This window comes from Staphylococcus pseudintermedius (assembly GCF_001792775.2).
In the GTDB taxonomy this organism is placed as follows: domain Bacteria; phylum Bacillota; class Bacilli; order Staphylococcales; family Staphylococcaceae; genus Staphylococcus; species Staphylococcus pseudintermedius.
This window is the reverse complement of sequence record NZ_MLGE02000008.1, coordinates 1-25749: the sequence shown is the minus strand read 5'-3', so window position 1 is coordinate 25749 and position 25749 is coordinate 1. Positions and strand designations below refer to the sequence as shown.

Here is a 25749-nt window from a genome sequence, read left to right as displayed (position 1 = left end):
AGGAAAAATAAAGGTACAAAGACTGGGATATCATTGCATTATCCTGGTCTTTTTTTAATTTTTGCAGTAAATAATGCACATTCAAACATTTTATGAGATCATTTATAATATATATAATGAAACTTGAGGAAGGGGCATACATGATGAAGAAAACGATTCATGTCGTAGGTGCTGTTATCTTTGATCAACATAAAGTGCTATGCGCGCAAAGAAGTGAAAGTATGAGTTTACCTTTATTATGGGAATTTCCAGGCGGCAAAATTGAGCAAGGAGAAACGGACGTTGAAGCTTTAAAGAGAGAAATTCGTGAAGAAATGAAGTGTGATTTAGAAGTGGGCGACAAAGTCACAACGACTGAATATGAATATGATTTTGCTGTCATCGTGTTAACGACTTACCGTTGTACATTGAAAGACACCTTGCCGACACTTACTGAACACCGAGCGATTGAATGGTTAGATAGCAAAGATTTGTATCGTTTGGAGTGGGCGCCAGCTGATATTCCAGCAGTAGATATCATAGTAAACGAGGCGTAACGAGATGGACCATTTACTTGATGATTTTAAAAATTCGTTACATAAAGGTTTTATCGATCGTTCTATTGAAAAACAAGGTCACTTTTTGCCTAAACTTCTCATTAATAATGCACAAGAAAATGTATTAGCGACGATTATTGATGAGTTGTATCGCTGTGAATCATTTAGTATTTCTGTCGCATTTGTAACTGAGAGTGGTTTAGCCAGTTTGAAAACACATCTTTATGAATTGAAGCTGAAAGGTGTTAGGGGCCGCATTTTAACTTCTAACTATTTATCATTTAATTCACCTAAAATGTATGAAGAGTTAATGAAGTTAGAAAATGTAGATGTGCGAGTCACAAATGTGAATGGTTTTCATGCAAAAGGCTATATTTTTGATCATGATTACTATACGTCGATGATTGTTGGCAGTTCTAATCTGACGTCTCATGCATTAAAAGTAAATTACGAACATAATATTATGTTTTCATCTCATCGCAATGGTGATATCGTACATAAAGTTAAAAATCAATTTGAACAGTTATGGGAAGCAAGTGAGCCATTAACAGCGTCGTGGATTGAAAGCTATCGTAAATTGTACCAACCGAAAACGAGACAAGCGATATTTGAAGTAGAACAAGCGCAAATTGAAAAACAACGACAATTACAATCTGCTCAAGCGATCATACCGAACATGATGCAACAAGAAGCATTGAGAGAACTGGAAATGATTAGACAGCAAGGAGAAAGTAGAAGCTTGATCATTTCAGCGACAGGTACAGGAAAAACAATCATGTCTGCACTTGACGTGAGACAGGTACAACCAGAAAAATTCCTTTTTGTCGTACATAATGAAGGGATTTTGCGAAGAGCGATGGAAGATTATCGACGTGTGTTAGCAGATGAACCTGCTGATGCATTTGGGTTATTAACTGGAAATGATAAGCAAACAACTGCAAAATACTTATTTTCAACGATTCAAACGATTTCGAAACCTGATATTTATGAACAGTTTTCACGGGAACATTTTGATTACATCGTATTTGATGAAGCGCACCGTGTAGCTGCCGCTTCATATCGGCGCGTGTTTAATTATTTTACACCTGAGTTCATTTTAGGTATGACAGCGACACCTGAACGTAATGATACACTAAATATTTATGAACTGTTTCATTACAACATAGCTTATGAAATTCGCTTGCAAGCAGCATTGGAAAATGACATCTTATGTCCATTCCATTATTTTGGTGTCACGGATTATGAGGTGGACGGTATCATTAGCGACGATACGATTTCACTTCAAAAGCTTGCTTCAGACGCCCGTGTTCAACATATCATTGAACGTACCGAATATTACGGTTACTCTGGTGATCAACTGAAGGGGCTTATTTTCGTAAGTCGTAAAAATGAAGCGCATGCGTTAGCTGAAAAGTTATCGGCTTTTGGTTATCCATCAGTGGCGCTTACGGGTGATGATGCGCAACAACGCCGTGCTGAAGTGATTGCACAGTTGCGTTTAGGTGAGCTGAATTATATTATTACAGTCGATTTATTTAATGAAGGTATCGACATCCCTGAAGTGAACCAAGTTGTCATGCTCAGAGCGACGACATCGAGTATTATTTTTGTTCAACAACTCGGTCGAGGTCTCCGTAAAAGTAGTAATAAAGAGTATGTAACAGTGATAGATTTTATTGGTAACTATAAAAATAATTACTTAATCCCGATTGCATTATCTGGAGACCCAAGTTACCACAAAGATAACTATCGCCAATTTTTAACAAATCCGGCTGTGTTAAATGGCGTTTCTACGATTAATTTTGAAGAAGTCGCTAAAAAACAAATTTTCGAGTCATTGACTAAAGCAACTTTAAATAGTGTCAAAATTTTAGATGATGCCTATGAAAATGTTGCGCGTCGGATTGGTCGTCAACCTTTACTGATGGATTTTAATGACCAGAATGCGATTGATCCATTGATTATTTTAGAGAAATACAAAAACTATCATGAGTTTCTTGAAAAACGTGGTTATACAACAGAAGTTTTAGAGCCAGATGCTTTTAAAAATCTCACATTTTTATCAAGAGAAGTTGCACCAGGATTAAAAAACACAGAACATTTCATTTTGCAACGTTTGATCGAAGGCGATGCGAGAATAGCAGAATTATTAGAACACATGCAACAGATTGATTCAGCAGTGACCGTAGCAGATATTGAAACGACCTTGAAAATTTTGGATTTTAGCTACTTTAAAAACGATATTGAAAAGTCGTACGGTCCGCCAGTCATTCATCGACAAGGTGATGTCATTGAATTGGCCGCACATTTTCAACACCAACTCAAAAATGAACGGTTTCAACGTTATGTTGAGGACATCATTCGCCTTGGACAATATAACAATGAGATGAAATTTGAAGGTTAAAATGAGTTCATACGCTATCAAAAGTATTTCCGTAAAGACTTTGTGAAAATAATGAATTGGGATAAAGATGTGTCGAGTACGATATATGGTTATCAAGTAAGGCATCATATGGTACCTATTTTTGTCACTTATCATAAACAAGAAGATATTACGACATCTACACAGTATGGCGACACATTTATAAGTCAAAGTGAATTTAAATGGTATACCCGTTCCAATCGTTCACTTAAATCTTCAGAAGTAGATGATATTGTTCATCATCAAGCGCGCAACATTCCGTTATATCTATTTGTGAAAAAAGAAGATGCAGAAGGTAAAAACTTCTACTATTTAGGGCGTGTGCATGTCATTGAAGGCACCGTGGAAGAAACAACGATGAAATCTGGAGAACCTGTTGTCACAATGCATTTTAACTTAGAAACGCCTGTTCGAGACGATATTTACCGTTATATCGTCGAACACTAACTCTCAACTCAAATACTATTTTTCAAAAGCGATTGCGATATGCGTCGCTTTTAATTTTGTCTCAATTCATATATAATAACAATATTAATTTAGGTGGTCCTAATTTAATGGATAGATATGACATTTAATGATAGAGATAGAAGAGGAAAAGGTAGAGTAAAATGAGAAAAAGTTTAGAAGAGATTAATGGAACGGTCGCATATCATCGTGATGCACCGTCATGGAAAAAAGTGTTTTTCTTTCTCGGACCGGGTGCCCTTGTAGCGGTGGGTTATATGGATCCGGGAAACTGGATGACGTCGATGGCAGGTGGTGCGCAATATGGCTATATCCTGTTATCGGTCATTTTAATTTCGAGTTTAGCTGCGATGTTACTCCAAAGCATGTGTGCGCGTTTAGGTATCGCGAGTGGGATGGATTTAGCACAAGTCACACGTGCAATGACTTCTAAAAAAGTAGCAGTCGTGTTATGGCTTTTCACAGAACTTGCGATTATGGCGACGGATATTGCAGAGGTTATCGGAAGTGCGATTGCGTTGAATTTACTTTTTCATATTCCATTATGGCTCGGTGTGACGGTGACAGTATTAGACGTCTTTTTACTTTTAGCCATTATTAAACTCGGATTTCGTAAAATTGAGGCACTCGTTACGGTATTAGTGTTAACTGTATTTATCATTTTCGTCTTTGAAGTTTATTTGTCAGATCCTGTATGGGGCGATGTGTTCAGTGGATTTTTACCACAGGCTTCCGTCGTGACACAACCGGGTGCTCTATATATCGCATTAGGGATTATCGGTGCGACGATTATGCCACATAACTTATACTTACATTCATCTATCGTCCAATCACGAAATTATGAACGTCAATCAGATGAAGAAAAACGAGAAGCCATTCGCTATGCGACGATTGATTCGAACGTCCAATTGTCACTCGCATTTATCGTTAACTGTTTATTATTAATTTTAGGGGCAACACTATTTTTTGGAAGCGGTGAAGCACTTGGTGGTTTTTATGATTTATATGATGCACTGACACATTCGGAAGTATCTACTGTAATTGGTGGTGCGGTGATGAGTACATTGTTTGCGGTAGCGTTATTAGCTTCAGGACAAAACGCCACAATCACTGGCACGTTATCAGGCCAAATTATTATGGAAGGTTTCGTTCATTTGAAAATGGCACAATGGCTTCGACGCCTTGTGACACGTATTATTGCGGTGATTCCTGTCTTTTTCTGTTTATGGTTATACGGTTCGAGTACTGAAAAAATCGAAAATCTACTCATCTTTACGCAAGTCTTTTTAAGTTTAGCCTTACCTTTAAGCGTCATTCCGTTAGTCATAGCGACGAATAATCCTAAAATTATGGGCAAAGACTTTACCAATCCGCGTTGGGTCAATCTCATTGCGTGGGCATTAGCGATTATCTTAACAATTCTGAATATCTATCTTATTTACGCGACTTTTGGAGAACTTGGTTAATACGGTTAAGTCGGGGGCTTGGACATGCATTGTTCAGGCCCTTAATTTTGTTTTAAAAAATGGGAAATGAATCGAATAGATTGTTTTAATATGTTTCTTTTTGCTCTCAGGGCGCACACCCACTATAAATAAATATATATTCGTAAATTATGCATAAATAATCGAAATTCAAATCGTTAAATAAATTTTTAACATTCTTTATGTACTTTATAAAGGCGTTTTCACAATATTTTGGTTGTTGAAAAGTTATATATATTCAAAACGGACAGTTAAATTGAATGTATGAAATTTGCATTAAAATTTAATTTTCGATAACCTATTGCTTGTATCAAGACGTTGAGCATCAAGAATCAACAGAAAAGGAGTTAAAAAGAATAAGGGGTGCTTAAAATTGCATAAAAATAATAAATTGATGGATTGGGTCGTGTTCATCGGTACGGCAATCGTATTATTGATGGCCGTCATACCGATGATGGTGTTTCCTGAACAAAGTCGCGCAGTCGTCGTCGCGATGAATGGGTTCGTTACATCTAAAATGGGTGCCATCTATCTCGTATTGGGACTTGCGATTTTTTGTTTTGTATTATACATAGCTTTTGGTAAATATGGTTCGGTCACTTTAGGTCGTGCCAATGACAAGCCAGAATTTAGTGACTTTGCGTGGGCTTCGATGCTGTTTTGCGCAGGTATCGGTTCAGATATTTTGTACTGGGGTGTCATTGAGTGGGCTTATTATTTTCAAGCGCCACCACACAGTGCGAAACCCTTTTCTGAGGAAGCTTTAAACTATGCGACAATGTATGGGATGTTTCATTGGGGACCTATAGCATGGGCGATTTACGTTTTGCCAGCATTACCGATCGCATATTTAGTATTCGTCAAAAAGCAACCGGTTTTCAAAATTAGCCAAGCTTGTCGTCCGATTTTAAAAGGGCAGACAGATAAAGCATTAGGTAAAATTGTAGATATTTTATTCATTTTCGGACTCATTGGCGGTACAGCGACGTCACTCGCATTAGGTGTACCGATGATTTCTGCAGGTCTTGAAAAGTTATTCGGCTTTGACGGGTCAAGTATGGTCGTCAAAAGTATTGTGTTAATTTGTATCACGATTGTATTTGCCTATAGTTCGTACCAAGGTTTGAAAAAAGGGATTCAAGTGTTAAGTGACTTGAATGTCTGGTTATCATTTATTTTATTAGGCTTTATCTTTGTCGTTGGTCCGACTATTTTCATTATGGAAACAACAGTGACAGGCTTTGGGAACATGTTGAAAAACTTTTTCCAAATGGCAACATGGCTCGAACCATTCGGTGGTATCGGAGGACGTGAAGAGACGAACTTCCCACAACAATGGACGATATTCTATTGGTCATGGTGGATAGTTTACGCGCCATTTATCGGTTTATTCATTGCGCGTATTTCAAAAGGACGTACATTGAAAGAAGTCATTTTAGGTACGATTGTTTACGGGACATTCGGATGTGTTCTATTCTTCGGTATTTTTGGTAACTTCGCCGTGTATTTACAAATCTCAGGTCAATTCGATGTCATCCAATTTTTAAATTCACACGGTACGGAAGCGACAATCATCGAAGTCATTAGTCAACTGCCATTCTCAAAAATCATTATCGGACTGTTCATCTTGTCGGCGTTCTTATTCTTAGTCACAACATTTGACTCAGCATCATACATTGTTGCGGCAGCTACGCAAACACGCGTTAAAGGGGAACCTATTAAGCTAAATCGTCTATTTTGGGCATTTGCGCTTTGTTTACTTCCGTTTTCACTCATGTTAGTCGGTGGAGAAAAAGCATTAGAAATCTTACAAACTGCTTCTATCGTTGCAGGTGTACCACTGATTGTCATCTTTATCATCATCATGATTTCCTTTATGATGATTTTAGGTGGAGACCGCATTGCCTTACAAAGCCGTGCCGATCGCTTTAAGCGCATCGAACGTCGCTCACTAAGAATTTTACGTGTCGGTGAAGACGAAGAAGACGACAATTTATAACGATACAAAATAATGGTGTAGGACAGAAACCACAACGTCGAGGTCTTAATGTTCTACACCATTTTTATATGATTTTCAATAAACATTGTTATTTGGAACTTATTCATAATTCAGGATTGGTCTAATAATTGTTAGGCTGTCGTGAATTGAAAACTTTTTTGTGAGAATGAGTAGAGAGGAATGAATTCGTAAGGTGAACATATATGCATTTTTATAATGATTTTTAAAGAAGCATCATACATCAGCCAAAGTGAAATTTTAGTACTTTTAATGGGAGGGAAATCTGAGTATCATCAATTGCATAAAACATAGAAGCCTATTAGCCATATGTCAATCATTCTCACCTATGAAATTTATAATGATATGAGGTGATAGCATATGACAATCATAATCAATTTAGATATTTATATACCAATATCTTTGACGATGATAGGTACTTTATGCATGACCATTGTTCTGTATAAAAAGTCAAAAAAATAAGCTCCCGTTACGGCAATAACGAGAGCACCTCATCATAGGCTATAATGATTAACATACGTTGAGTTACCAGCTCACTAATATGTTGCTATTTTTTGCACCTAGCTCAAGTTTAACCAACTTGCTAGGTGTTTTTTGATAATCAAATTATAGCACCACGATAAAGAAGAGACAACACTTTTTAAATGCAAGTCAGAATGCTCACTATACCCACTCTCAAATCGGGTCGAGAAGAAGAGGAAAAGGTTTTAGAGGAGTATTTTATCCATCTCCCAAAGTCGAAGTGATGTAAGTTTATAAGTACTGATAGAAAATAAAGCTTGCTCACACCCCAGATTGCAAGAAAGCCCGAGACTCCCGAGGGATCAACCGCAGTCGAAAATCCGCTAGCGCTTCACCTATGTATCATTTAATCAAGCGTTAGCTAGTTGAGACAAGGCCTCTGGGAACGCGAGGGCAAATTCTGCAATCGGTCTGAGATTGCTATCCAATGCATATTTTCTATACAAAAAAGCTTTATGCATGTCATTCAAACCACATCGCATAAAGCCCTTATCATCATTCCTTCGACTCCGGAATCGGAAAATATTCAAAAATCTTCCCACTCTTCAACGCATCAGTAATCGACTCAAGCCAATAATAATACACACGAGAATCTTCCAACTGCGCCTTAATCTCAACAGCCTCTTCTTTCACCGCATCCGCCACAGCATCTGCCGCAATAATCTCATCAATCATTGCCTCAGACTCTTTCAACGCAGCCAAATTAATCGAAATTTCACGATTCCATTTTTGCGTGAAAAAATTACAGAAAAACTCAAAGAAATCTTTCTCAGCCTCAAAATGTTGTTTACGACTGCCGCGTGTTAGGCGTTGCTTCACAATATCAAACTCTTGCAACTTTTTCACACCCGCGCTCATACTCGGCTTACTCATCTGTAACTCTTGGCGCATTTCATCGAGTGTCATACTTTCTTTAAAAAGCATAATGCCATACAAATTTCCAACGCTACGATTAATGCCATAAAGGTCCATCGTCTCAGCGATAGAATTAATGACAATATCTTTCGCTTCTTCTAATTTGGCTTCATATGTTTTTGCACGTGCCATAATGACGACACCTCCTATCATCATAAAACATTTTAACATTTAACTTGAGAAAAGCGAGTTATTAATTAAAAAAATTTGTAACATTCTTTATCAATTTAACGCTTTTTGTAGGAAGGTGTAAAGCAATCGCTAGCAGTTGACAGTGTCATTTTTCATATGTTAAAGTTAAATTTGTGAAATTCGTTAAATAAAAACTTAACAAACTTAACGGAGGGATACTGATGGAAGCTGTAAACCGATTATCTCGTCGCCAATATATAGACGGTGAATGGGTCGAGAGTAGTAATAAAGCAACACGTGAAATCATTAATCCGTACAATCAAGAGGTCATTTTAGAGGTGGCAGAAGGAACTGAAGCAGATGTTGAACGTGCTATCCTTGCAGCTCGTCGCGCATTTGATGAAGGGCGTTATGCGAACGAAACGGGTGAAACGAAAGGCCAAAAAGTGCGTGCGATTGCGGACAAAATTAAAGAAAACCGTGAAGAGTTAGCTTATTTAGAAACATTAGATACAGGTAAAACGTATGAAGAGTCATTAGTTGACATGGATGACATTCATAACGTGTTTATGTATTTTGCAGGTTTAGCAGATAAAGACGGTGGCGAATTGATTAACTCACCGATTGAAAACACAGAAAGCAAAGTTGTGAAAGAGCCCATCGGTGTTGTGACACAAATCACACCGTGGAACTATCCGCTATTACAAGCATCATGGAAGATTGCGCCTGCATTAGCGACAGGTTGTTCCCTTGTAATGAAGCCAAGTGAAATCACACCTTTAACGACCATTCGTGTTTTTGAATTAATGGAGGAAGTTGGTTTTCCAAAGGGTGTCATCAATTTAGTTTTAGGTGCAGGTTCTGAAATTGGCGATGTTTTATCTTCACACCCTGAAGTGGACTTAGTGTCATTCACAGGTGGTATTAAAACAGGTAAACACATTATGAAAAAAGCTGCCGATCATGTGACAAACATCGCGCTTGAATTAGGCGGTAAAAATCCAAATATTATTTTTGATGATGCAGACTTTGATCTTGCGGTAGACCAAGCGTTGAATGGTGGCTTTTTCCACGCTGGTCAAGTATGTTCAGCAGGTTCACGTATTATCGTTCACAATTCTATTAAAGACAAATTCGAAAAAGCGTTAATCGATGCGGTGAAAAAAATCCGCTTAGGTAACGGTTTTGATAAGTCGACCGAACTCGGACCATTGATTTCAGCAGAACACCGTGCGAAAGTTGAAAATTATATGGAAGTCGCGAAAGAAGATGGCGCTACGATTGCGGTTGGCGGTCAACGCCCAGAACGTGAAGACCTACAAAATGGCTTTTTCTTTGAGCCAACTGTGATTACAGATTGTGATACATCGATGCGTATCGTTCAAGAGGAAGTATTTGGTCCTGTTGTGACAGTGGAAGGCTTTGAGACAGAAGAAGAAGCGATTCGTTTAGCGAACGACTCTATTTACGGTCTTGCGGGTGGTGTTTTTACGAAAGATATCGGTAAAGCCCAACGCGTCGCAAGCAAAATGAGAATGGGTACCGTTTGGATTAATGACTTCCATCCTTATTTCGCACAAGCCCCATGGGGTGGTTACAAACAATCAGGTATCGGCCGTGAACTCGGGCATCAAGGTTTAGAAGAATATTTGGAAACGAAACATATTTTAATGAATACTAACCCTGAACCAGTGAAATGGTTTAGCCAATCTTAATACACGAATGTTGAACAGATTGACGAAGAAGGTCATGATTAACATCACGTCCCGACAACCACGACAGTTCATGACTTTTTGTACATAAAAAGATGAGAAAATATAAAGTTGTGAAGGAGTTTTTGTTATGAGTAAAGCGTACGATAAAATGTATGACTATATCATTATCGGTGGCGGTAGTGCAGGGTCTGTTTTAGGTGCACGTTTAAGCGAAGACAAAGATAAAAAGGTGTTGGTCCTAGAAGCAGGACGTAGTGACTACCCATGGGACTTATTAATTCAAATGCCTGCCGCTTTAATGTATCCATCTGGCAATCGTTTCTATGACTGGAAATATGAAACAGACGGTGAACCGCATATGGGTGGCCGTAAAGTATTCCACACACGTGGGAAAGTGTTAGGTGGTTCAAGTTCAATTAACGGTATGATTTATCAACGGGGTAATCCGTTAGACTATGAAAAATGGGGGCAACCTGAAGGCATGGACACATGGGATTATGCACACTGTCTACCTTACTTCAAACGTTTAGAGACGACATTCGGCGCAGATGCTGATGATCCGATTCGTGGCTTAAATGGCCCGATTAAACTACGTCGAGGTCCAGCTGATAACCCACTATTCCACGCCTTTTTCGATGCGGCAGTTGAAGCAGGTTATCGCAAAACAAAAGACGTGAATGGTTTCCGTCAAGAAGGTTTTGGTCCATTTGACAGCCAAATTCATAACGGTCGTCGTGTATCAGCTTCACGTGCGTATTTACGCCCAGCCATGAAACGCCCGAATTTAACGGTAAAAACACGCGCATTTGTAGAAAAGCTTCATTTCGATGGTAATACGGTTACAGGTGTGACATATAAACGTAACGGCCGTTTACACAAAGTGCTCGCGAAAGAAGTGATTTTATCTGGCGGTGCATTCAATACACCACAATTATTACAACTGTCAGGTATTGGTGATTCAGAACATTTACGTTCACTGGGTATCGAACCGCGTATTCACCTACCAGGTGTGGGTGAAAACTTTGAAGACCATTTAGAAGTTTACATCCAACATACATGTAAAGAACCTGTATCGATGCAACCAAGTCTAAATAAACTAAAAATGCCGTTCATCGGTTTAGAATGGCTCACACGCCGTACAGGTGCCGCGGCAAGTAACCACTTTGAAGGTTGCGGCTTCGTGCGCTCAAATGATGAAGTAGATTATCCAAACTTAATGTTCCACTTCTTACCATTAGCTGTACGTTACGACGGTCAAAAAGCAGAAACTGCACATGGTTATCAAGTACACGTTGGTCCGATGTATTCTAACTCACGTGGTAGTTTGAAAATTACGTCAACGAACCCTTATGTGAAGCCGAAATTCGTGTTTAACTACTTATCAACAGAAGAAGATAAACGTGAATGGGTTGAAGCCATTCGTGTCGCACGTAACATTTTAAAACAACCTGCATTAGACCAATTTAACGGTGGCGAAATTTCACCAGGACCAAGTGTACAAACAGATGAAGAAATTTTAGACTGGGTACGTCGTGATGCGGAAACAGCATTACACCCATCATGTAGTGCGAAAATGGGACCAGCGAGCGATCCAATGGCAGTGGTAGACCCATTAACAATGAAAGTCCATGGTATGGAAAACTTACGTGTTGTGGATGCATCTGTAATGCCAACTACGACAAATGGTAATATTCATTCACCTGTATTGATGTTGGCGGAAAAAGCAGCTGACATCATCCGTGGTAGACAACCATTAGAACCTGAATATGTAGATTATTATATTCATGGTAAGAGTCATCCAGATGCAGGTGCGATTGATTAAGAGATGATCATAATAGCGATTGATTTTGAGGTTGTTGCGACGATTTCAAGATCAGTCGCTTTTTTATGTAGGAAACGAAAAAGAGGATTAAACATTTTCAGTTTCTTCTATTGTAAAAGCAATAATCTCAAAACTATCGTATTTTATGGTTGAATATATGAGGTATAAGTTTCTGCTTTTTGGGATAATCTTTTCAGAGCGCTTAAATTTCAATCGCTAATACTAACGCTTCTGATACAGAAAAGCGGTTGACTTAGAGTTGTTCTAAATGTATAATAATGCAATATAAAGAATAAATAATCATAAAAGGTGTGATGAAGATGGGACGTACACGACTACTTTAAAGAAACTGAAGGCTTTCAAAGGGAAAAGTTTATTGAAAACAAAGGATTTTGATGCTGAGGCTTTAATGACGTTAATTGACTTTTCGATGGCGTTAAAACATAAGAAGCAGCATCACTTGCCACATCCGTTTTTGAAAGGGAAAAACATTGCGCTTATTTTTGAAAAGCCCTCTACACGAACAAGAGCAGCATTCAGCGTAGCGGCACATGATTTAGGTGCACATGTGGATTATTATGAAAAAGGGGATATTCATCTAGGGGTCAAAGAATCGATTGCCGATACAGCGCAAGTTTTCGGACGTATGTATGATGGTATCGAGTTTCGTGGCTACCACCAGTCAGATGTAGAAGAGCTAAGTCAACATTCGGGTGTGCCTGTATGGAATGGTTTGACGAATGAATGGCATCCGACACAAATGATTGCAGACTTTATGACTATCAAAGAACATTTTGGCGCATTAGAAAATCGCACATTAACGTATGTCGGTGATGCGTCAAACAATGTGGCACATGATTTACTTGTGACAGGGGCAATATTAGGCGTCAATATTCATATCGCCGCACCAGAAAATTTACAACCCCATCTTGATGTTCAAACCATTGCCCACCAGTATGCAGAGCAATCAGGCGGGAATATCATGATTACTGAAAATGTCCAACAAGCCGTCTATCATACGGATGTACTCTATACAGACGTCTGGGTATCGATGGGGACAGATGAAAGTGAGTGGGGCACACGCATCGAAAACATGTTGCCTTATCAAATTAATGATACGCTTCTTGTTCAAGCAGACAACCCAGACCTCATCGTCATGCATTGTTTACCAGCGTTTCATAACTTAGAAACGACCACGAGTCAAAAACTTTATGACCAGTTCGGATTAGAAGCGTTAGAGATTACAGATTCAGTATTCAACGGTCCAAACTCTGTTGTCTTTGAACAAGCAGAAAACCGTTTGCATGCGATCAAAGCGATTATGGCTGCAACACTCGGCGAATTATTTTAAGAATAAAAAAACCCTCATCCCAATGTTCATCATCACACTGGAATGAGGGTTTTATCATGGAGACTGAGGTCAGAATGGTTCAGCAATCTGAATGTTACGACAATGTACGCAACCTACCATTCTTCAATATCTTGACGTTCACCTTTAAAATTATTACGCTTCTCATGCCGTTCCCCCAACAACGCTTCCACTTCTGCAAATGTCACATCTTGCGCTTGAAGTAATACGAACAAGTGATACAATACATCCGCACTTTCCGCAATCAATTCATCACGATTATCTTTCATCGCCGCAATCACGACTTCAAATGCTTCTTCACCAAACTTCTTCGTAATTTTCTCTTTACCTTCATTGAGTAAGTACTGTGTATACGAGCCACTATCTGCTTCCTGTGCACGTGTTGCAACCGTTTCTTCAAGTTGTTGCACTTTAAAGCCACCTTCTGTTCCAAAACAACTCTGTGCACCGGTGTGGCATGTTGGGCCCATCGGTTCGACAAACAGCAATAATGTATCTTGATCGCAATCTAAATACATATCTTTAACTTTTTGAATATGTCCTGAAGATTCGCCTTTTTTCCATAGACGACCTTTGGAGCGCGAATAAAACCAAGCGACTTCTTCTTCTACCGTTTTTTGGAACGCTTCTTCATTCATATAACCTAACATCAACACTTGTTTTGTATCGGCATCTTGTAAAATGACAGGGAGTAATCCTTTTGAAAAATCTGGTTTTAAGGCCATCTGACAGGCACACCTCCATTTTCGAGTTCTTGTTTGATTTCGTGAACAGTCGTTTCTTTGTCGTGTAATATACTTGCCGCAAGTCCTGCTGAGACAGGGGTTTGTGTGAAAAGTTCGGTAAAGTGACGTGCCTTGCCACCACCCCCCGACGCAATAATTGGAATATTGACGCGTTCAGCAATCCCATTCAAATGTTTAAGGTCAAAGCCTTGTTTCATCCCATCAAAATCCATGCTTGTGACGAGAAGCTCACCAGCCCCGAGTGATTCGACTTCTTGGACCCAATCATACACCCGTTTATCAGTGCGCTTTTTACCGCCGTGTGTACAACAGAAATAATCATCTAACTTTGGATCATATTGACTGTCGATGGCGATACAAATGCATTGTCGTCCAAACTTTTCGCTCGCTTGACGGATGAGTTCAGGGTTATTGAGTGCTGCTGAATTAAGGGATACTTTGTCGGCACCATGCTTTAACAAATCAGAAATGTCATCGAGTGAAGCAATACCACCCCCGACCGTTAATGGGATAAACAGTTGCTCGGCGGTTTGTTGGATAATGTCTAACGTTAAAGCATGGCCCCGCTCAGTTTTGGAAATATCTAAAAAGACGAGTTCATCGGCACCGGCTTCGTTATAGTACATGGCTAGATCAACGGGATCACCGATGTCCCTTAAACCTTTAAATTGAATGCCTTTTACGACGCGGCCATCTTTCACATCGAGGCAAGGAATGATTCGTTTTTTAATCAACTTAATCCCTCCCAAAATGTGCTTTGATTTGCAGCTTTACCGACAATTGCAGCAGTAACACCTGAAGCTTCAAGTCTTTCAAGATCTTGTCGATCACGAATGCCTCCTGATGCGACGACAGGTAACGATGTCGCTTGTGCAAGTTGAGCGGTGATTTCAAAGTTCGGACCTGCTAATTTACCATCTTTCGAAATATCTGTGTAAATAACGCCACCTAACGGGAATGTCTCGATTTGAGCGACGTAGTCAAATAAGTCTAACGCAGCATCTTCTGTCCAACCGTTAATTTTGATTGCTGTGCGATATGCATCGACGGATACATAAATTTTCCCAGGAAATAACTGACTCATTTCAGCGAGCCATGCTGTATTCGTAATTGCTTGTGTGCCGACAATACAGTAATCGACACCTGAATCAAAATAGCGTCGCAACGTAGCCTCATCACGAATGCCACCCCCGACTTCAATTGGTTTATCACTCGCTTGAATGAGTTGTTGAATATAATCCATTTCAATCGCGCGTTGTGCTTTGGCGCCGATGAGGTCGATAATGTGAATGCGGTCGACACTTTCGAATTGATTGTAAAATTGAATACTGTCTTCTGCGCTTCTCGTCATCGCCTCTGAAGTGCTGTAATCTCCCTCGGTCAAGCGCACACTTTTACCTTCAATTAAATCAATGGCAGGCCAAATTTTAATCATGTTGCCATCCTCCTTTTAATGCTTGTGCTAAGATGTCCAAGCCATAATTCCCACTTTTTTCAGGGTGAAATTGAATGCCGATATATGGACCGCGTTGGACGATACCAGGAATTTGAGTGCCGTAATCTGTATAGGCGACAACATCGTCATTCATCGGCGCTTGGTACGTATGCACATAATAGACGTCTTTATCTAAACTCGGGACGTCGCTTTTTAACTGATTCCAACCGAGATGAGGCACTGTGTAAGGCGTGTCTATCGCACGAACATGACCTTCGAAAAAGCCGAGCCCAGGGACATGACCTTCATCGCTAAAAGCATAGAGCAATTGCATCCCGAGACAGATACCAATAATGGGCTTTTGTTGTCGTTTCAATAATGGCACCAGTTCATAACGGTCAATGGCTTGCATGGCGTCTTTAAAATGACCGACCCCTGGTAAAATGAGCTGTTCGGCATGTTCAATGACTGCAGGATCACGTGAGACGACGACATCATAGCCGAGATGTTGTACGGCACGTTGGACATTTAAAATATTGCCTAATCCGTAATCTACAATGACAATCATGATTCAATCACACCTTTAGACGAAGGGATACGTGCTTCTTGTGATGGGCGCAATGCTTGTTTTAAGGCGCGGGCGAACGCTTTGAATACTGATTCAATCTCATGGTGTGTATTGCCTTGGTGCAGTAAATCGATGTGTACCGTAAGTCGCGCATTGATGATTAACGCTCTGAAAAATTCTTCTACTAACTCTGTATCAAACTGGCCGACCTTTTCTTTACTGAATGACGCGTTAAAGTTTAAATAAGGGCGTCCACTAATATCGACCACAGCACGCGCTAACGTTTCGTCCATCGGTAAATATTGTTGGCCGTAACGCTCGAAATGTTTTTTATCGCGCGTCAGTTGTAACAATAATTGACCGAGTACGATACCGATATCTTCAGTTGTATGGTGATCATCCACCCACGTATCACCATCGACATTTATATTGAAGTACAGCCCACTGTGAAAGCTGAGTAGTGTCAACATATGATCTAAAAAGCCGACACCTGTATCGATATGACTTGTTTCTTGCGCTTCTGAAAGTTCAATGGCAATTTTAGTTTCTTTCGTTTCACGGTTAATTTGATATGTCATGACGTTCACTCCATTCTTTGACGACTTGTTCAAAACGGTCTAGCTGGGCTTCTGTCGCAATGGAATAGCGGACAAATCCTGCCATTGTTGCTTCAGATGGGTCATTGTAAAAACGTGGGAGAAAGCCGTGTTGTTCCACATGGCGTCCGAGTGCCATTGCTTGAGGTCCAGCAGTTAGCACAAAGTTGGTCTCACTCGGATAAATCGTCATATGTGGACTGGCATATTGTTGTAATATAGCTTTCAACCGTGAGCTTAAATGACGTTGGTGTGCAATGAATGCTTCAGTGTCTGCTTGGTTTTCGAATAGTTGAATACCGATTGCCATTGTTAGCGCACTGAGCGGGTAAGGGTGTTCAATTTGTCGAACAAGTTGAATCGTTTTTTCTGTGCCAATTAACACACCGAGACGCAACCCAGCCATCGCATAAGCTTTCGACAATGTGCGCATGACCAAAATGTGATCTTCTAACGCAATATCGAGCGGTGTTGAAAAATCAATATACGCTTCATCAATGACGAGATAGCCTCCGAGTTGTTTCATGCGATTGGCAACGGCCAGCAAATAACTTTCATCAAAACGGTGACCAGTCGGATTGTGTGGATTACTTAATATGAAGAAACTCGGCTGTACCGCTTCAATCTTGTCCAATACGGCTTCAACTGGAAAAGATAACTCTGGTGTAGCATCCACAAATTGAATATCGCGGTTCACTTGGCGCGCGTAATCTTGATACATGAAAAAGTCGGGGTTGAGCGTTAAACATGGTCCATCTGGCATGATGAGCATTAACTTTTGAATCAGTTCATCAGAGCCATTGCCACAAGTGATTTGTTCGCGTGTGAAAGTATTACCATAGTATCGCGCATAAGCTTTACGAAAACGATCATACGCCACGTCAGGATAGAGGTGATAGTCACACTTTTCGATGAGTTTGGTTAATGTTTCTGTCGATAGTGGTTTGATCGGACTTTCATTTTTATTCATACGAATCATGCGTTGTCACCTCTTTGTCTAATTTCTAATGATTTTTGGTGGTGATACAGTTGTTCATCTTGAGCGATACGTGCTGCATCTCGATACGTTTTTTCATAGGTTGCTTCTGATAAGTGAATCACCGTATGTTTTGTTAAAAAGTCATTGACCGATAAACCGTGTTGAAAGCGGGCTGTCCGTTGTGTAGGTAGAACGTGGCTTGGTCCCGCAATATAGTCTCCAATCGCTTCCGGCGCATAGCCACCTAAGAATAGGCTGCCAACATAGTGAATATGTGGCAAATAGTTTTCAGGCTGCGCGGTTTGAATTGATGCATGCTCTGGTGCAATAGTATTCATCACATGACAACTGTCTTCAAAATCAGTCGCGTGAATGAGATAGTGATTATCTTTCAAACTGACTTTTAAAATGTCATGACGTGGTGCACCGTTAAGTGTTTGTTGGATACGGCTTTCTAAACTTTCGAGCAATGCCAAATCTGTTGAAATGACAAATGTCCCCGCCATTTCATCATGTTCTGCTTGAGCAAATACATCATAGACAACTGCTTCTAAGTTACATGTATCATCAATTATCAATGCAATTTCACTGGGTCCCGCAATTTGATCGATACCGACTTCGCCATACAATGCTTTTTTCGCATAGGCGACATATTGATTACCTGGACCGACAATTTTATCGACTTTCGGGATGGTTTCTGTACCATAAGCGAGTGCTGCAATACTTTGTGCACCGCCGACTTGATACACATGATCCACACCAGCAATATGACATGCTGCGAGTACACTCGGTGCAACACCATTCTGCTGAGGCGGCGTGACGACACTGATGTTTTTCACACCGGCTACTTTCGCGAGTGTGGCCGTCATTAATACAGTGGAAGGGTAGCTCGCTTTACCGCCTGGCACATATATACCGACACGTTCAATCGGGTGATACACTTCATAAAGTTCAGGTGTCGCGTATTGGTTTTCGTATTTGATTTGTGTTTGATAATCGCGAATTCTTCGGAAACTATGCTCAAGTGCGTGACGTAAATCTTCATCTATATTGTGGTACGCTGCTGCAATGTCAGCTTGTGGCACTTCCAACGCCTCCACCTTGATGCCATCAAATTGTTGATTATAGTCATGTAATGCTAGGTCTCCTTCACGTCGCACGCGTTCACAAATGGCAGTGACTTGTGCGTGAATTTCAGGATTGAATGTTTCTGTTGTTTCGAATTGTTGTAAAAAGGTTTGGCTATTAACGATCAATGAGCGACACTCCTAACATGTTAATAAATGCATCAATTTCTGATGATTGGGTGAAAAAGCTTTGTCGATTCGTAATGAGTTGCGCTTGAATATCTGTAATATGTTCTTTTTCGACTAACCCGTTCGAACGCAATGTCGTCCCTGTTTGAACAATGTCAACGATGCCGTCGACCATGCCAATCACACAAGCAAGTTCGATAGAGCCGGATAATTCGATCAGTTCGACATCACGTCCTGTCGCTTTAAAATAATCTCTTGCTGTTTTAGGAAAAGAAGTTGCGACTTTGTGATAGTCCGTTGTCTCGTCAAATGCTGCGACTGAAAAGTGACATTGGCCAAAAGGAAGTGCAAGCAGTTGATTGACGTCGTATTGAGCTTCATTGAGAATATCACTGCCTGTAATGCCAATATCAGCAATGCCTTGTTCGACATAGATAGGGACGTCATTGCCTTTGACGAATAAAAAATGGAAAGGCGATACTTTAATTTGAAGCTGGCGTTCTCTAGACTTTAATTGTGCTGCCAAATCGTTTTGACCTTGTGATTCTAAATAGGCGATAAAACTTTTGAGCAGGCGACCTTTAGCTAATGCGATCGTAAGCACAGTGATTCCTCCTCGTTATAATGTTAACCCTAAACCGAAACCCTCTAGCGGCCCGTTATAATAGCCTCCTGATAGCGTTCGACCACTGTTTTGAAGGTGTGCATGAATAAACGCCTCCTTATAGTATGAACGTGGAGCTTGCGGTGTAACATCCAGATGAATCGTGTCGATGTGAAGCGATTTGAAGTATGTTTGCCAACGATTCAAACTGCGAATAATGACGTGATCATGTGGATATAACGTATTTAAAAGTTCCAGTTGCTGATGTGTCGGTGTGAGTAATAACCGTACGAGCGGATGACTCATGCCAAGAGCGGATTTGAGTGCCGAAATATTACGCTGTTCAACCCATGTCAGTAGCTGTTCACGTTCAGCTTGATACTCAAGCAATAAATCGATGAGCTGGTAATGCCCAATCACGACATATTGAATTTCATCTTGTAAGTGTTGCGAGATAAATTGTTGGAACGTCTCAAAAGCATGGTACATTTCTTGAATATGTGGGCGATAACATTCCAGACCAAGTTGTGTTTGGACTTGATGGTGTCGCACAATCGGCCCCGTATAAGCCACAGCGGAATGATTGAGTTGATAATGTTGATAATAGCGCACAAGTTGATCGGTGAAATCATTGCGTAAAGCAAACAAAGTATCATCTGCCTGCCACACACTGCGCTCTTTCATTTGTTTTAAATCATCTGGAGACAGTTCATCCCACACGAGTGTTTCGATAAAAGCAGTCTCAATTGGTTCGAAATCATTGGCTGTTGCTAACTTTAAAAAGTCAATTTCATATTGTTTATTTTGTATGAAAGGTTGTCCCATTATCCACCCTCGCTTTCGCTCTCTACCAAGTTAAAGTATTCGAATAGAATATGACAATGGTAGCACAGAGATTTTCAGATTTCAACACATTTTTCTGAATATTTTATTTTTAGTTTCGGCTACTTGCCGTCATCATCATCAGACTGTCTCAAAATTGTTCGATTTGTACACGGCAATATGCCATGCCATAATGGTTCAAACACGAGCATGCGTTGCACATATTCATTACCAATTTATCGCAATCGACTCAAAATAAAAAAATCGTATTTTGAAGCATCTAATTGTATAATTGAGAGGGTCAAGAAATTATATCAATAAGGAGCGTTCCGTATGAATTTCGAAAAATATATTGATCACACGTTGTTAAAACCAGAATCAACACGTGCACAAATTGACAAAATTATTGAGGAAGCAAAAGCATATCATTTCAAATCGATTTGTATTAATCCAACACACATCGCTTATGCTGCAGAAAAATTAGCAGATTCAGATGTGCTCGTATGTACAGTGATCGGTTTCCCATTAGGAGCGAACACGACGGAAACAAAAGTATTTGAAACAGAAGATGCGATCCGTAAAGGCGCAGATGAGATTGACATGGTGATCAACATTGGTGCATTAAAAGACCAACGTTATGATGACGTGCAAAAAGATATTGAAGCGGTCGTTAAAGCTGCAGAAGGTAAAACAGTTAAGGTCATTATCGAAACAGCACTTTTAACTGAAGAAGAAAAAGTAAAAGCATCTGAACTAACTAAAGCAGCAGGTGCCCATTTCGTGAAAACATCAACAGGCTTCTCTACGGGTGGCGCTACACCTGAAGATGTGAAGTTAATGAAAGATACAGTCGGCGAATCAGTAGAAGTGAAAGCAGCTGGTGGCGTACGTAACTTAGAAGACTTCAAAGCAATGATTGATGCAGGTGCAACACGTATCGGTGCAAGTGCCGGCGTACAAATTATGCAAGGTTTAGAAGTAGATTCAGATTATTAATCAAAGAATTCAATAAATGTGGGAGTGATTAAGATGACAGTACCTTTTCAACGCGTTCATTTAATTGTGATGGATTCAGTTGGGATTGGAGAGGGCCCAGACGCTAAAGACTTTAACGATGAAGGCTCACACACTTTAAAACATACGCTTGAAGGATTTGATCAAAAGTTACCAAACCTTGAAAAGTTAGGCTTAGGGAATATTGCGCCATTACCAGTGATTGACGCTGTTGATCATCCTTTAGCGTATTATACAAAATTAAGTGAAGCGTCAGTCGGTAAAGACACGATGACAGGCCACTGGGAAATTATGGGCTTGAACATTATGCAACCGTTCAAAGTGTATCCAGAAGGTTTTCCAGAAGAGTTAGTTCAAGAAATCGAACAACTTTCAGGCCGTAAAGTTGTCGCAAACCGCCCAGCATCGGGTACACAAATTATTGACGAGTGGGGCGAACATCAAATGAAGACAGGAGACTTAATCGTCTATACTTCTGCTGACCCTGTGCTTCAAATTGCTGCACACGAAGATGTCATTCCGTTAGAAGAGTTGTATGACATTTGTGAAAAAGTCCGTGAACTGACAAAAGATCCGAAATATTTAATTGGACGTATCATTGCGCGTCCATATGTTGGCGAACCCGGTAACTTCACACGTACAAGCAACCGTCATGATTATGCCTTGAAGCCATTTGGTAAAACAGTGATGAATACGTTAAAAGAAAATGACTATGATGTCATTGCGATTGGTAAAATTAACGATATTTATGATGGTGAAGGTGTAACTGAAGCCGTACGTACGAAAAGTAATATGGATGGCATGGATCAATTAATGAATATCGTCAACAAAGACTTTAAAGGATTAAGCTTTTTAAACTTAGTTGACTTTGATGCATTATATGGCCACCGTCGTGATAAGCCAGGCTATGCACAAGCGATTAAAGAATTTGATAATCGCTTACCAGAATTGATGGATGCATTGCATGAAGACGATTTATTGATTATTACAGCGGACCACGGGAATGACCCAACAGCACCGGGGACAGATCATACACGTGAGTACATTCCAGTCATCATGTATAGTCCGAAGTTTAAAGGCGGACAAGCATTAGAAGGCGATACAACATTTAGTTCAATCGGTGCAACAATTGCCGATAACTTTGGCGTAACATTGCCTGAGTTTGGACGTAGCTATTTAAATGAATTGAAATAATTGAGAGAAGTGGCTGATACCTGTAAATAGGTGTCGGCTGCTTTTTTATTTTGAATGTTAAGTGTTAAATGGACGTGAACTACCGGCTTGAACTTTATTTATACAAAGTCACTTATTATATTATCAATCGTTTATATTTTTGTTAATATGGTAGGAATCAATGTTTTAAAAGGAATATCTTTAACGGCAGTAAGGATTGAAGGAAGTTGACATCCCCATTGTAAACACATCAACTGGAAGGCATCACAGTACAAAACATGTAGAAACCCCTGCTTAATCATCTTTTATAAAAAAACACTTACACATACAGCATCGTCATTATCTGACAAAAGTTAGATCGTGGCGTATTTTTCTATATTAAATCATTGTAACTGTAAAAAATTAGTCACTCTATCTATCGGGCATGTTTGTTGTGTTGTGATAAACTAGAATAAAGTTTCAAAAAGTCTCATCATTGCAAAAGGAGCCAAAATCGATGTTTAATTTAACGATATTACTGTTGGAGCGTGTCGGACTCATTATTATATTGGCGTACATTTTAATGAATTCAAAATACTTCAAGCATACGATGCAACAGCGACAAGCATGGGCATCAAAGTGGCAATTGTGTATCGTCTTTAGCCTCTTTGCGCTGTTGTCTAACTTTACGGGTATCGTCATTAAAAATGGCGATATTTTAGCGGGGAGCATTTATTTTCAATTAGATGATAATGTTTCTTTAGCGAATACACGTGTGCTGACAATCGGTGTCGCAGGACTGGTAGGAGGACCTTTTGTCAGTGTGTTTGTCGGCATTTTATCTGGTGTTTTTCGCCTTTATATGGGTGGTGCAGAAGCATATACATATTTAATTTCTTCCCTATTTATTGGACTTATTTCTGGATATTATGGACGTCAAGCGCTCGAACAACACCAATATCCAACGATTGCGAAAAGTGCATTGATCGGTGGTATGATGGAAATTGTCCAGATGATTTGTATTTTTTCGTTCGCGCAAGACAAACAGTATGCGATGGATTTGATTGCTTTGATTGGACTGCCGATGATTGTCGTTAATAGTGCAGGTACAGCGATTTTTATGTCTATCATCAGTTCAACTTTGAAGCAAGAAGAACAAATGCGTGCCGTTCAAACACATGATGTATTAGAATTGACCAATCAAACGTTGCCTTATTTTAAAGAGGGGCTCAATGAAGACTCCGCAAAACACGTGGCGATGATTATTAAAGATTTGATGAAAGTATCGGCCGTCGCTATTACGAATCGACATGACATTTTGGCACATGTGGGGGCGGGGAGTGACCATCACATTCTTAAAAAAGAGATTATTACGCATTTATCTAAAGCGGTACTACAAACTGGTGAGCTTAAAGAAGTGCATACGAAAGAGGAAATTGGTTGCACGCATCCGCATTGTCCACTGCATGCCGCGCTAGTGATTCCACTTAAAATGCATGGGAAAGTGACAGGGACGTTAAAAATGTACTTTACGAATCCGACCAATTTAACGTTTGTCGAACGACAGTTAGCAGAAGGTTTGGCGGAGATTTTTAGTAGTCAAATCGAACTGGGAGAAGCAGAGATGCAAAGTAAGTTGTTGAAAGATGCGGAGATTAAATCCCTTCAAGCACAAGTGAACCCGCATTTCTTTTTTAATGCGATGAATACGATTTCAGCATTAGTACGTATTGATAGTGAAAAAGCGAGAGAATTATTACTCGAGTTGAGCCATTTCTTTCGTTCAAATTTACAAGGTTCGCGTCAAAACACAATCACTTTAGAGAAAGAGTTAAGTCAAGTGACGGCTTATTTATCACTCGAACAAGCGCGTTTTCCAGGGCGATTTGATGTGACTTTTGATGTACCACAAAAGGTGCAACAAGCATCTGTGCCACCATTTTTAATTCAAATCTTAGTGGAAAATGCGGTCAAACATGCGTTTCCAAACCGTAAAAAGGGCAACACAATTAAAGTCGGGGCACGATTAAAAGATGCGCAACAACTCTATATTGAAGTGAGTGACAATGGACGTGGGATTCCACCAGATAAATTGACGCAATTGGGCCAAAAAGTGGTCGAGTCAGAGTCAGGAACGGGTAGTGCTTTAGAAAATTTAAATTTAAGATTAAAAGGTTTGTTCAGTGAGCAAGCCGCGCTACATTTTGATAGTGATGACACAGGAACGTGCGTATGGTGTACGTTACCTTATCAACAGAAGGAGGATTAAGTCATGCGTGCATTAATTGTTGATGATGAACCACTCGCGCGTAATGAATTGATATATTTATTGAATCGTATCGGAGGATTTGATGTTTTAGATGAAGCGGAAAATGTGAGCGAAACGATTGAAGCGTTATTAGTAAACGAATATGATTTGGTGTTTTTAGATATTAATTTAATGAATGAAAATGGGATTGAATTAGGTAAAAAAATACAGAAGATGAAAGCACCGCCTGCGATTGTATTTGCGACAGCGCATGACCAATTTGCGGTACAGGCGTTTGAACTGAATGCGACAGATTATATTATGAAGCCATTCGATCAATCTCGCATTGCGCAAGCTGTGGCAAAAGTGCGTGCACAGCAGGAAAAGTACGAAGACATGCATGTGCCACATTCAGCTGTGAAAGTAACGCAACCTTTACCGATTGAAATTGGTGAGCGCATTCATATGCTGAACCCTGTTGACGTGATTGGTATTTCGGTCAATCAAGGTGTGACCACGATTTATACGACGCAAGGTGAGTATGAGACACATGAGCCGTTGAGTGCTTATGAGAAGCGATTGGATGAGGCACAGTTTATTCGGATTCATCGGTCGAATGTGATCAATCGACAGCATATTGAGGCGATTGAGCATTGGTTTAATTCGACGTACATGGTGACGTTGACGGATGGGGTGAAGATGCAGGTGAGTCGGTCGTATATGAAGAAGTTTAAGCAGGTGATGGGTTTAAAGCTGTGAGTGGAATGATGAGGAGTGAGACAGTCGGTTTGATGTGTCTCACTCTTTGATTTCAGTGCGCCCGGCATGGGTAACATCTTGACGGTGAAAGTCCGTTACAGGCTTGGTAGTAGGAACTGTTAGCGAAAGACAAGGGTGTCCATTGCGAAGTGGAATCTGAAGGAAGTCGGA

General features: G+C 40.0%; 20 protein-coding genes and 1 pseudogene. 11 read left to right on the top strand and 10 right to left on the bottom strand.

What is annotated here, in order from left to right:
• The first annotated feature begins 143 nt into the window (after positions 1 to 143).
• From BJK46_RS07310 to BJK46_RS07295, 4 genes and pseudogenes are all read left to right on the top strand, one after another.
• Positions 144 to 536 carry a (deoxy)nucleoside triphosphate pyrophosphohydrolase gene (locus BJK46_RS07310; RefSeq protein WP_014612885.1) on the top strand — a complete coding sequence of 131 codons (393 nt, stop codon included), beginning with the start codon at positions 144 to 146 and terminating at the stop codon, positions 534 to 536.
• Between the two features lie 4 nt (positions 537 to 540).
• A pseudogene (locus BJK46_RS07305) lies at positions 541 to 3405 on the top strand (DEAD/DEAH box helicase).
• A 161-nt stretch (positions 3406 to 3566) separates the two neighbouring features.
• Complete coding sequence (locus BJK46_RS07300; protein WP_096533416.1) at positions 3567 to 4889, top strand: Nramp family divalent metal transporter; 1323 nt, start codon at positions 3567 to 3569, stop codon at positions 4887 to 4889.
• Positions 4890 to 5301: 412 nt separating this feature from the next.
• Positions 5302 to 6906, top strand: a complete 1605-nt coding sequence (locus BJK46_RS07295; RefSeq protein WP_037544109.1) for a BCCT family transporter — start codon at positions 5302 to 5304, stop codon at positions 6904 to 6906.
• Positions 6907 to 7941: 1035 nt separating this feature from the next.
• Here the strand turns inward: BJK46_RS07295 and cudC are convergent.
• Positions 7942 to 8493 (bottom strand): choline uptake/conversion transcriptional regulator CudC, encoded by a 552-nt coding sequence (gene cudC, locus BJK46_RS07290; protein ID WP_014612890.1) that lies wholly within the window; start codon positions 8491 to 8493, stop codon positions 7942 to 7944.
• Positions 8494 to 8714: 221 nt separating this feature from the next.
• Between cudC and betB the strand changes: the two genes are divergently transcribed.
• The 3 genes from betB to argF all read left to right on the top strand — a co-directional run bounded on the left by betB (position 8715) and on the right by argF (position 13381).
• On the top strand, positions 8715 to 10208 hold the full coding sequence (betB, locus tag BJK46_RS07285; protein ID WP_101485074.1) for a betaine-aldehyde dehydrogenase: 1494 nt from the start codon (positions 8715 to 8717) through the stop codon (positions 10206 to 10208).
• 127 nt (positions 10209 to 10335) lie between these two features.
• Positions 10336 to 12030, top strand: coding sequence for a choline dehydrogenase (betA, locus tag BJK46_RS07280; RefSeq protein ID WP_112424786.1), 1695 nt, complete (start codon positions 10336 to 10338; stop codon positions 12028 to 12030).
• A gap of 349 nt (positions 12031 to 12379) precedes the next feature.
• Complete coding sequence (gene argF, locus BJK46_RS07275) at positions 12380 to 13381, top strand: ornithine carbamoyltransferase (RefSeq protein ID WP_169926730.1); 1002 nt, start codon at positions 12380 to 12382, stop codon at positions 13379 to 13381.
• Between the two features lie 113 nt (positions 13382 to 13494).
• On the opposite strand, the gene hisIE is transcribed toward argF, so the two are convergent.
• From hisIE to BJK46_RS07230, 9 genes are read right to left on the bottom strand one after another with little or no spacing between them, the layout of a single operon-like run.
• A complete protein-coding gene (gene hisIE, locus BJK46_RS12670) occupies positions 13495 to 14124 on the bottom strand; it encodes a bifunctional phosphoribosyl-AMP cyclohydrolase/phosphoribosyl-ATP diphosphatase HisIE (RefSeq protein ID WP_103263621.1) in 630 nt (209 codons plus the stop codon).
• Positions 14115 to 14879, bottom strand: a complete 765-nt coding sequence (gene hisF / locus BJK46_RS12665) for an imidazole glycerol phosphate synthase subunit HisF (RefSeq protein ID WP_014612895.1) — start codon at positions 14877 to 14879, stop codon at positions 14115 to 14117. Before hisF ends, hisIE begins: the two co-directional genes overlap by 10 nt.
• The gene (gene hisA, locus BJK46_RS07260) at positions 14876 to 15580 is read right to left on the bottom strand and encodes a 1-(5-phosphoribosyl)-5-((5-phosphoribosylamino)methylideneamino)imidazole-4-carboxamide isomerase (protein ID WP_014612896.1); all 705 of its coding nucleotides are present in this window, start codon (positions 15578 to 15580) and stop codon (positions 14876 to 14878) included. Before hisA ends, hisF begins: the two co-directional genes overlap by 4 nt.
• On the bottom strand, positions 15573 to 16148 hold the full coding sequence (gene hisH / locus BJK46_RS07255) for an imidazole glycerol phosphate synthase subunit HisH (protein ID WP_103263620.1): 576 nt from the start codon (positions 16146 to 16148) through the stop codon (positions 15573 to 15575). Before hisH ends, hisA begins: the two co-directional genes overlap by 8 nt.
• Complete coding sequence (gene hisB / locus BJK46_RS07250) at positions 16145 to 16726, bottom strand: imidazoleglycerol-phosphate dehydratase HisB (protein WP_103263619.1); 582 nt, start codon at positions 16724 to 16726, stop codon at positions 16145 to 16147. Before hisB ends, hisH begins: the two co-directional genes overlap by 4 nt.
• Complete coding sequence (locus BJK46_RS07245; RefSeq protein WP_014612899.1) at positions 16710 to 17723, bottom strand: pyridoxal phosphate-dependent aminotransferase; 1014 nt, start codon at positions 17721 to 17723, stop codon at positions 16710 to 16712. Before BJK46_RS07245 ends, hisB begins: the two co-directional genes overlap by 17 nt.
• Positions 17720 to 18979, bottom strand: a complete 1260-nt coding sequence (hisD, locus tag BJK46_RS07240) for a histidinol dehydrogenase (RefSeq protein WP_096533413.1) — start codon at positions 18977 to 18979, stop codon at positions 17720 to 17722. The genes BJK46_RS07245 and hisD overlap by 4 nt, the downstream gene beginning before the upstream one ends.
• Positions 18969 to 19583, bottom strand: a complete 615-nt coding sequence (gene hisG, locus BJK46_RS07235) for an ATP phosphoribosyltransferase (RefSeq protein WP_014612901.1) — start codon at positions 19581 to 19583, stop codon at positions 18969 to 18971. The genes hisD and hisG overlap by 11 nt, the downstream gene beginning before the upstream one ends.
• A 15-nt stretch (positions 19584 to 19598) precedes the next feature.
• Positions 19599 to 20408 (bottom strand): ATP phosphoribosyltransferase regulatory subunit, encoded by an 810-nt coding sequence (locus BJK46_RS07230; protein ID WP_103263618.1) that lies wholly within the window; start codon positions 20406 to 20408, stop codon positions 19599 to 19601.
• A gap of 330 nt (positions 20409 to 20738) precedes the next feature.
• Between BJK46_RS07230 and deoC the strand changes: the two genes are divergently transcribed.
• The 4 genes from deoC to BJK46_RS07210 all read left to right on the top strand — a co-directional run bounded on the left by deoC (position 20739) and on the right by BJK46_RS07210 (position 25578).
• Positions 20739 to 21401: a deoxyribose-phosphate aldolase gene (gene deoC / locus BJK46_RS07225; RefSeq protein ID WP_014612903.1), complete on the top strand. Its 663-nt coding sequence runs from the start codon at positions 20739 to 20741 to the stop codon at positions 21399 to 21401.
• Positions 21402 to 21434: 33 nt separating this feature from the next.
• On the top strand, positions 21435 to 22613 hold the full coding sequence (gene deoB / locus BJK46_RS07220) for a phosphopentomutase (RefSeq protein WP_014612904.1): 1179 nt from the start codon (positions 21435 to 21437) through the stop codon (positions 22611 to 22613).
• 475 nt (positions 22614 to 23088) lie between these two features.
• Positions 23089 to 24840, top strand: coding sequence for a sensor histidine kinase (locus BJK46_RS07215; RefSeq protein ID WP_103263617.1), 1752 nt, complete (start codon positions 23089 to 23091; stop codon positions 24838 to 24840).
• A 3-nt stretch (positions 24841 to 24843) separates the two neighbouring features.
• Positions 24844 to 25578 carry a response regulator transcription factor LytR gene (locus BJK46_RS07210; RefSeq protein WP_096533817.1) on the top strand — a complete coding sequence of 245 codons (735 nt, stop codon included), beginning with the start codon at positions 24844 to 24846 and terminating at the stop codon, positions 25576 to 25578.
• Positions 25579 to 25749: the final 171 nt, after the last annotated feature.

What these genes read in the sequence shown, in the direction of transcription:
- BJK46_RS07310 (WP_014612885.1), top strand. Translation starts at nt 144, where the DNA reads ATGAAGAAAACGATTCATGTCGTAGGTGCTGTTATCTTTGATCAACAT.
- cudC (WP_014612890.1), bottom strand. Translation starts at nt 8,493, where the DNA reads ATGGCACGTGCAAAAACATATGAAGCCAAATTAGAAGAAGCGAAAGAT.
- hisB (WP_103263619.1), bottom strand. Translation starts at nt 16,726, where the DNA reads ATGACATATCAAATTAACCGTGAAACGAAAGAAACTAAAATTGCCATT.
- hisIE (WP_103263621.1), bottom strand. Translation starts at nt 14,124, where the DNA reads ATGGCCTTAAAACCAGATTTTTCAAAAGGATTACTCCCTGTCATTTTA.
- hisH (WP_103263620.1), bottom strand. Translation starts at nt 16,148, where the DNA reads ATGATTGTCATTGTAGATTACGGATTAGGCAATATTTTAAATGTCCAA.
- BJK46_RS07300 (WP_096533416.1), top strand. Translation starts at nt 3,567, where the DNA reads ATGAGAAAAAGTTTAGAAGAGATTAATGGAACGGTCGCATATCATCGT.
- betA (WP_112424786.1), top strand. Translation starts at nt 10,336, where the DNA reads ATGAGTAAAGCGTACGATAAAATGTATGACTATATCATTATCGGTGGC.
- deoC (WP_014612903.1), top strand. Translation starts at nt 20,739, where the DNA reads ATGAATTTCGAAAAATATATTGATCACACGTTGTTAAAACCAGAATCA.
- BJK46_RS07215 (WP_103263617.1), top strand. Translation starts at nt 23,089, where the DNA reads ATGTTTAATTTAACGATATTACTGTTGGAGCGTGTCGGACTCATTATT.
- BJK46_RS07210 (WP_096533817.1), top strand. Translation starts at nt 24,844, where the DNA reads ATGCGTGCATTAATTGTTGATGATGAACCACTCGCGCGTAATGAATTG.
- deoB (WP_014612904.1), top strand. Translation starts at nt 21,435, where the DNA reads ATGACAGTACCTTTTCAACGCGTTCATTTAATTGTGATGGATTCAGTT.
- hisA (WP_014612896.1), bottom strand. Translation starts at nt 15,580, where the DNA reads ATGATTAAAATTTGGCCTGCCATTGATTTAATTGAAGGTAAAAGTGTG.
- BJK46_RS07295 (WP_037544109.1), top strand. Translation starts at nt 5,302, where the DNA reads ATGGATTGGGTCGTGTTCATCGGTACGGCAATCGTATTATTGATGGCC.
- BJK46_RS07230 (WP_103263618.1), bottom strand. Translation starts at nt 20,408, where the DNA reads ATGGGACAACCTTTCATACAAAATAAACAATATGAAATTGACTTTTTA.
- betB (WP_101485074.1), top strand. Translation starts at nt 8,715, where the DNA reads ATGGAAGCTGTAAACCGATTATCTCGTCGCCAATATATAGACGGTGAA.
- BJK46_RS07245 (WP_014612899.1), bottom strand. Translation starts at nt 17,723, where the DNA reads ATGATTCGTATGAATAAAAATGAAAGTCCGATCAAACCACTATCGACA.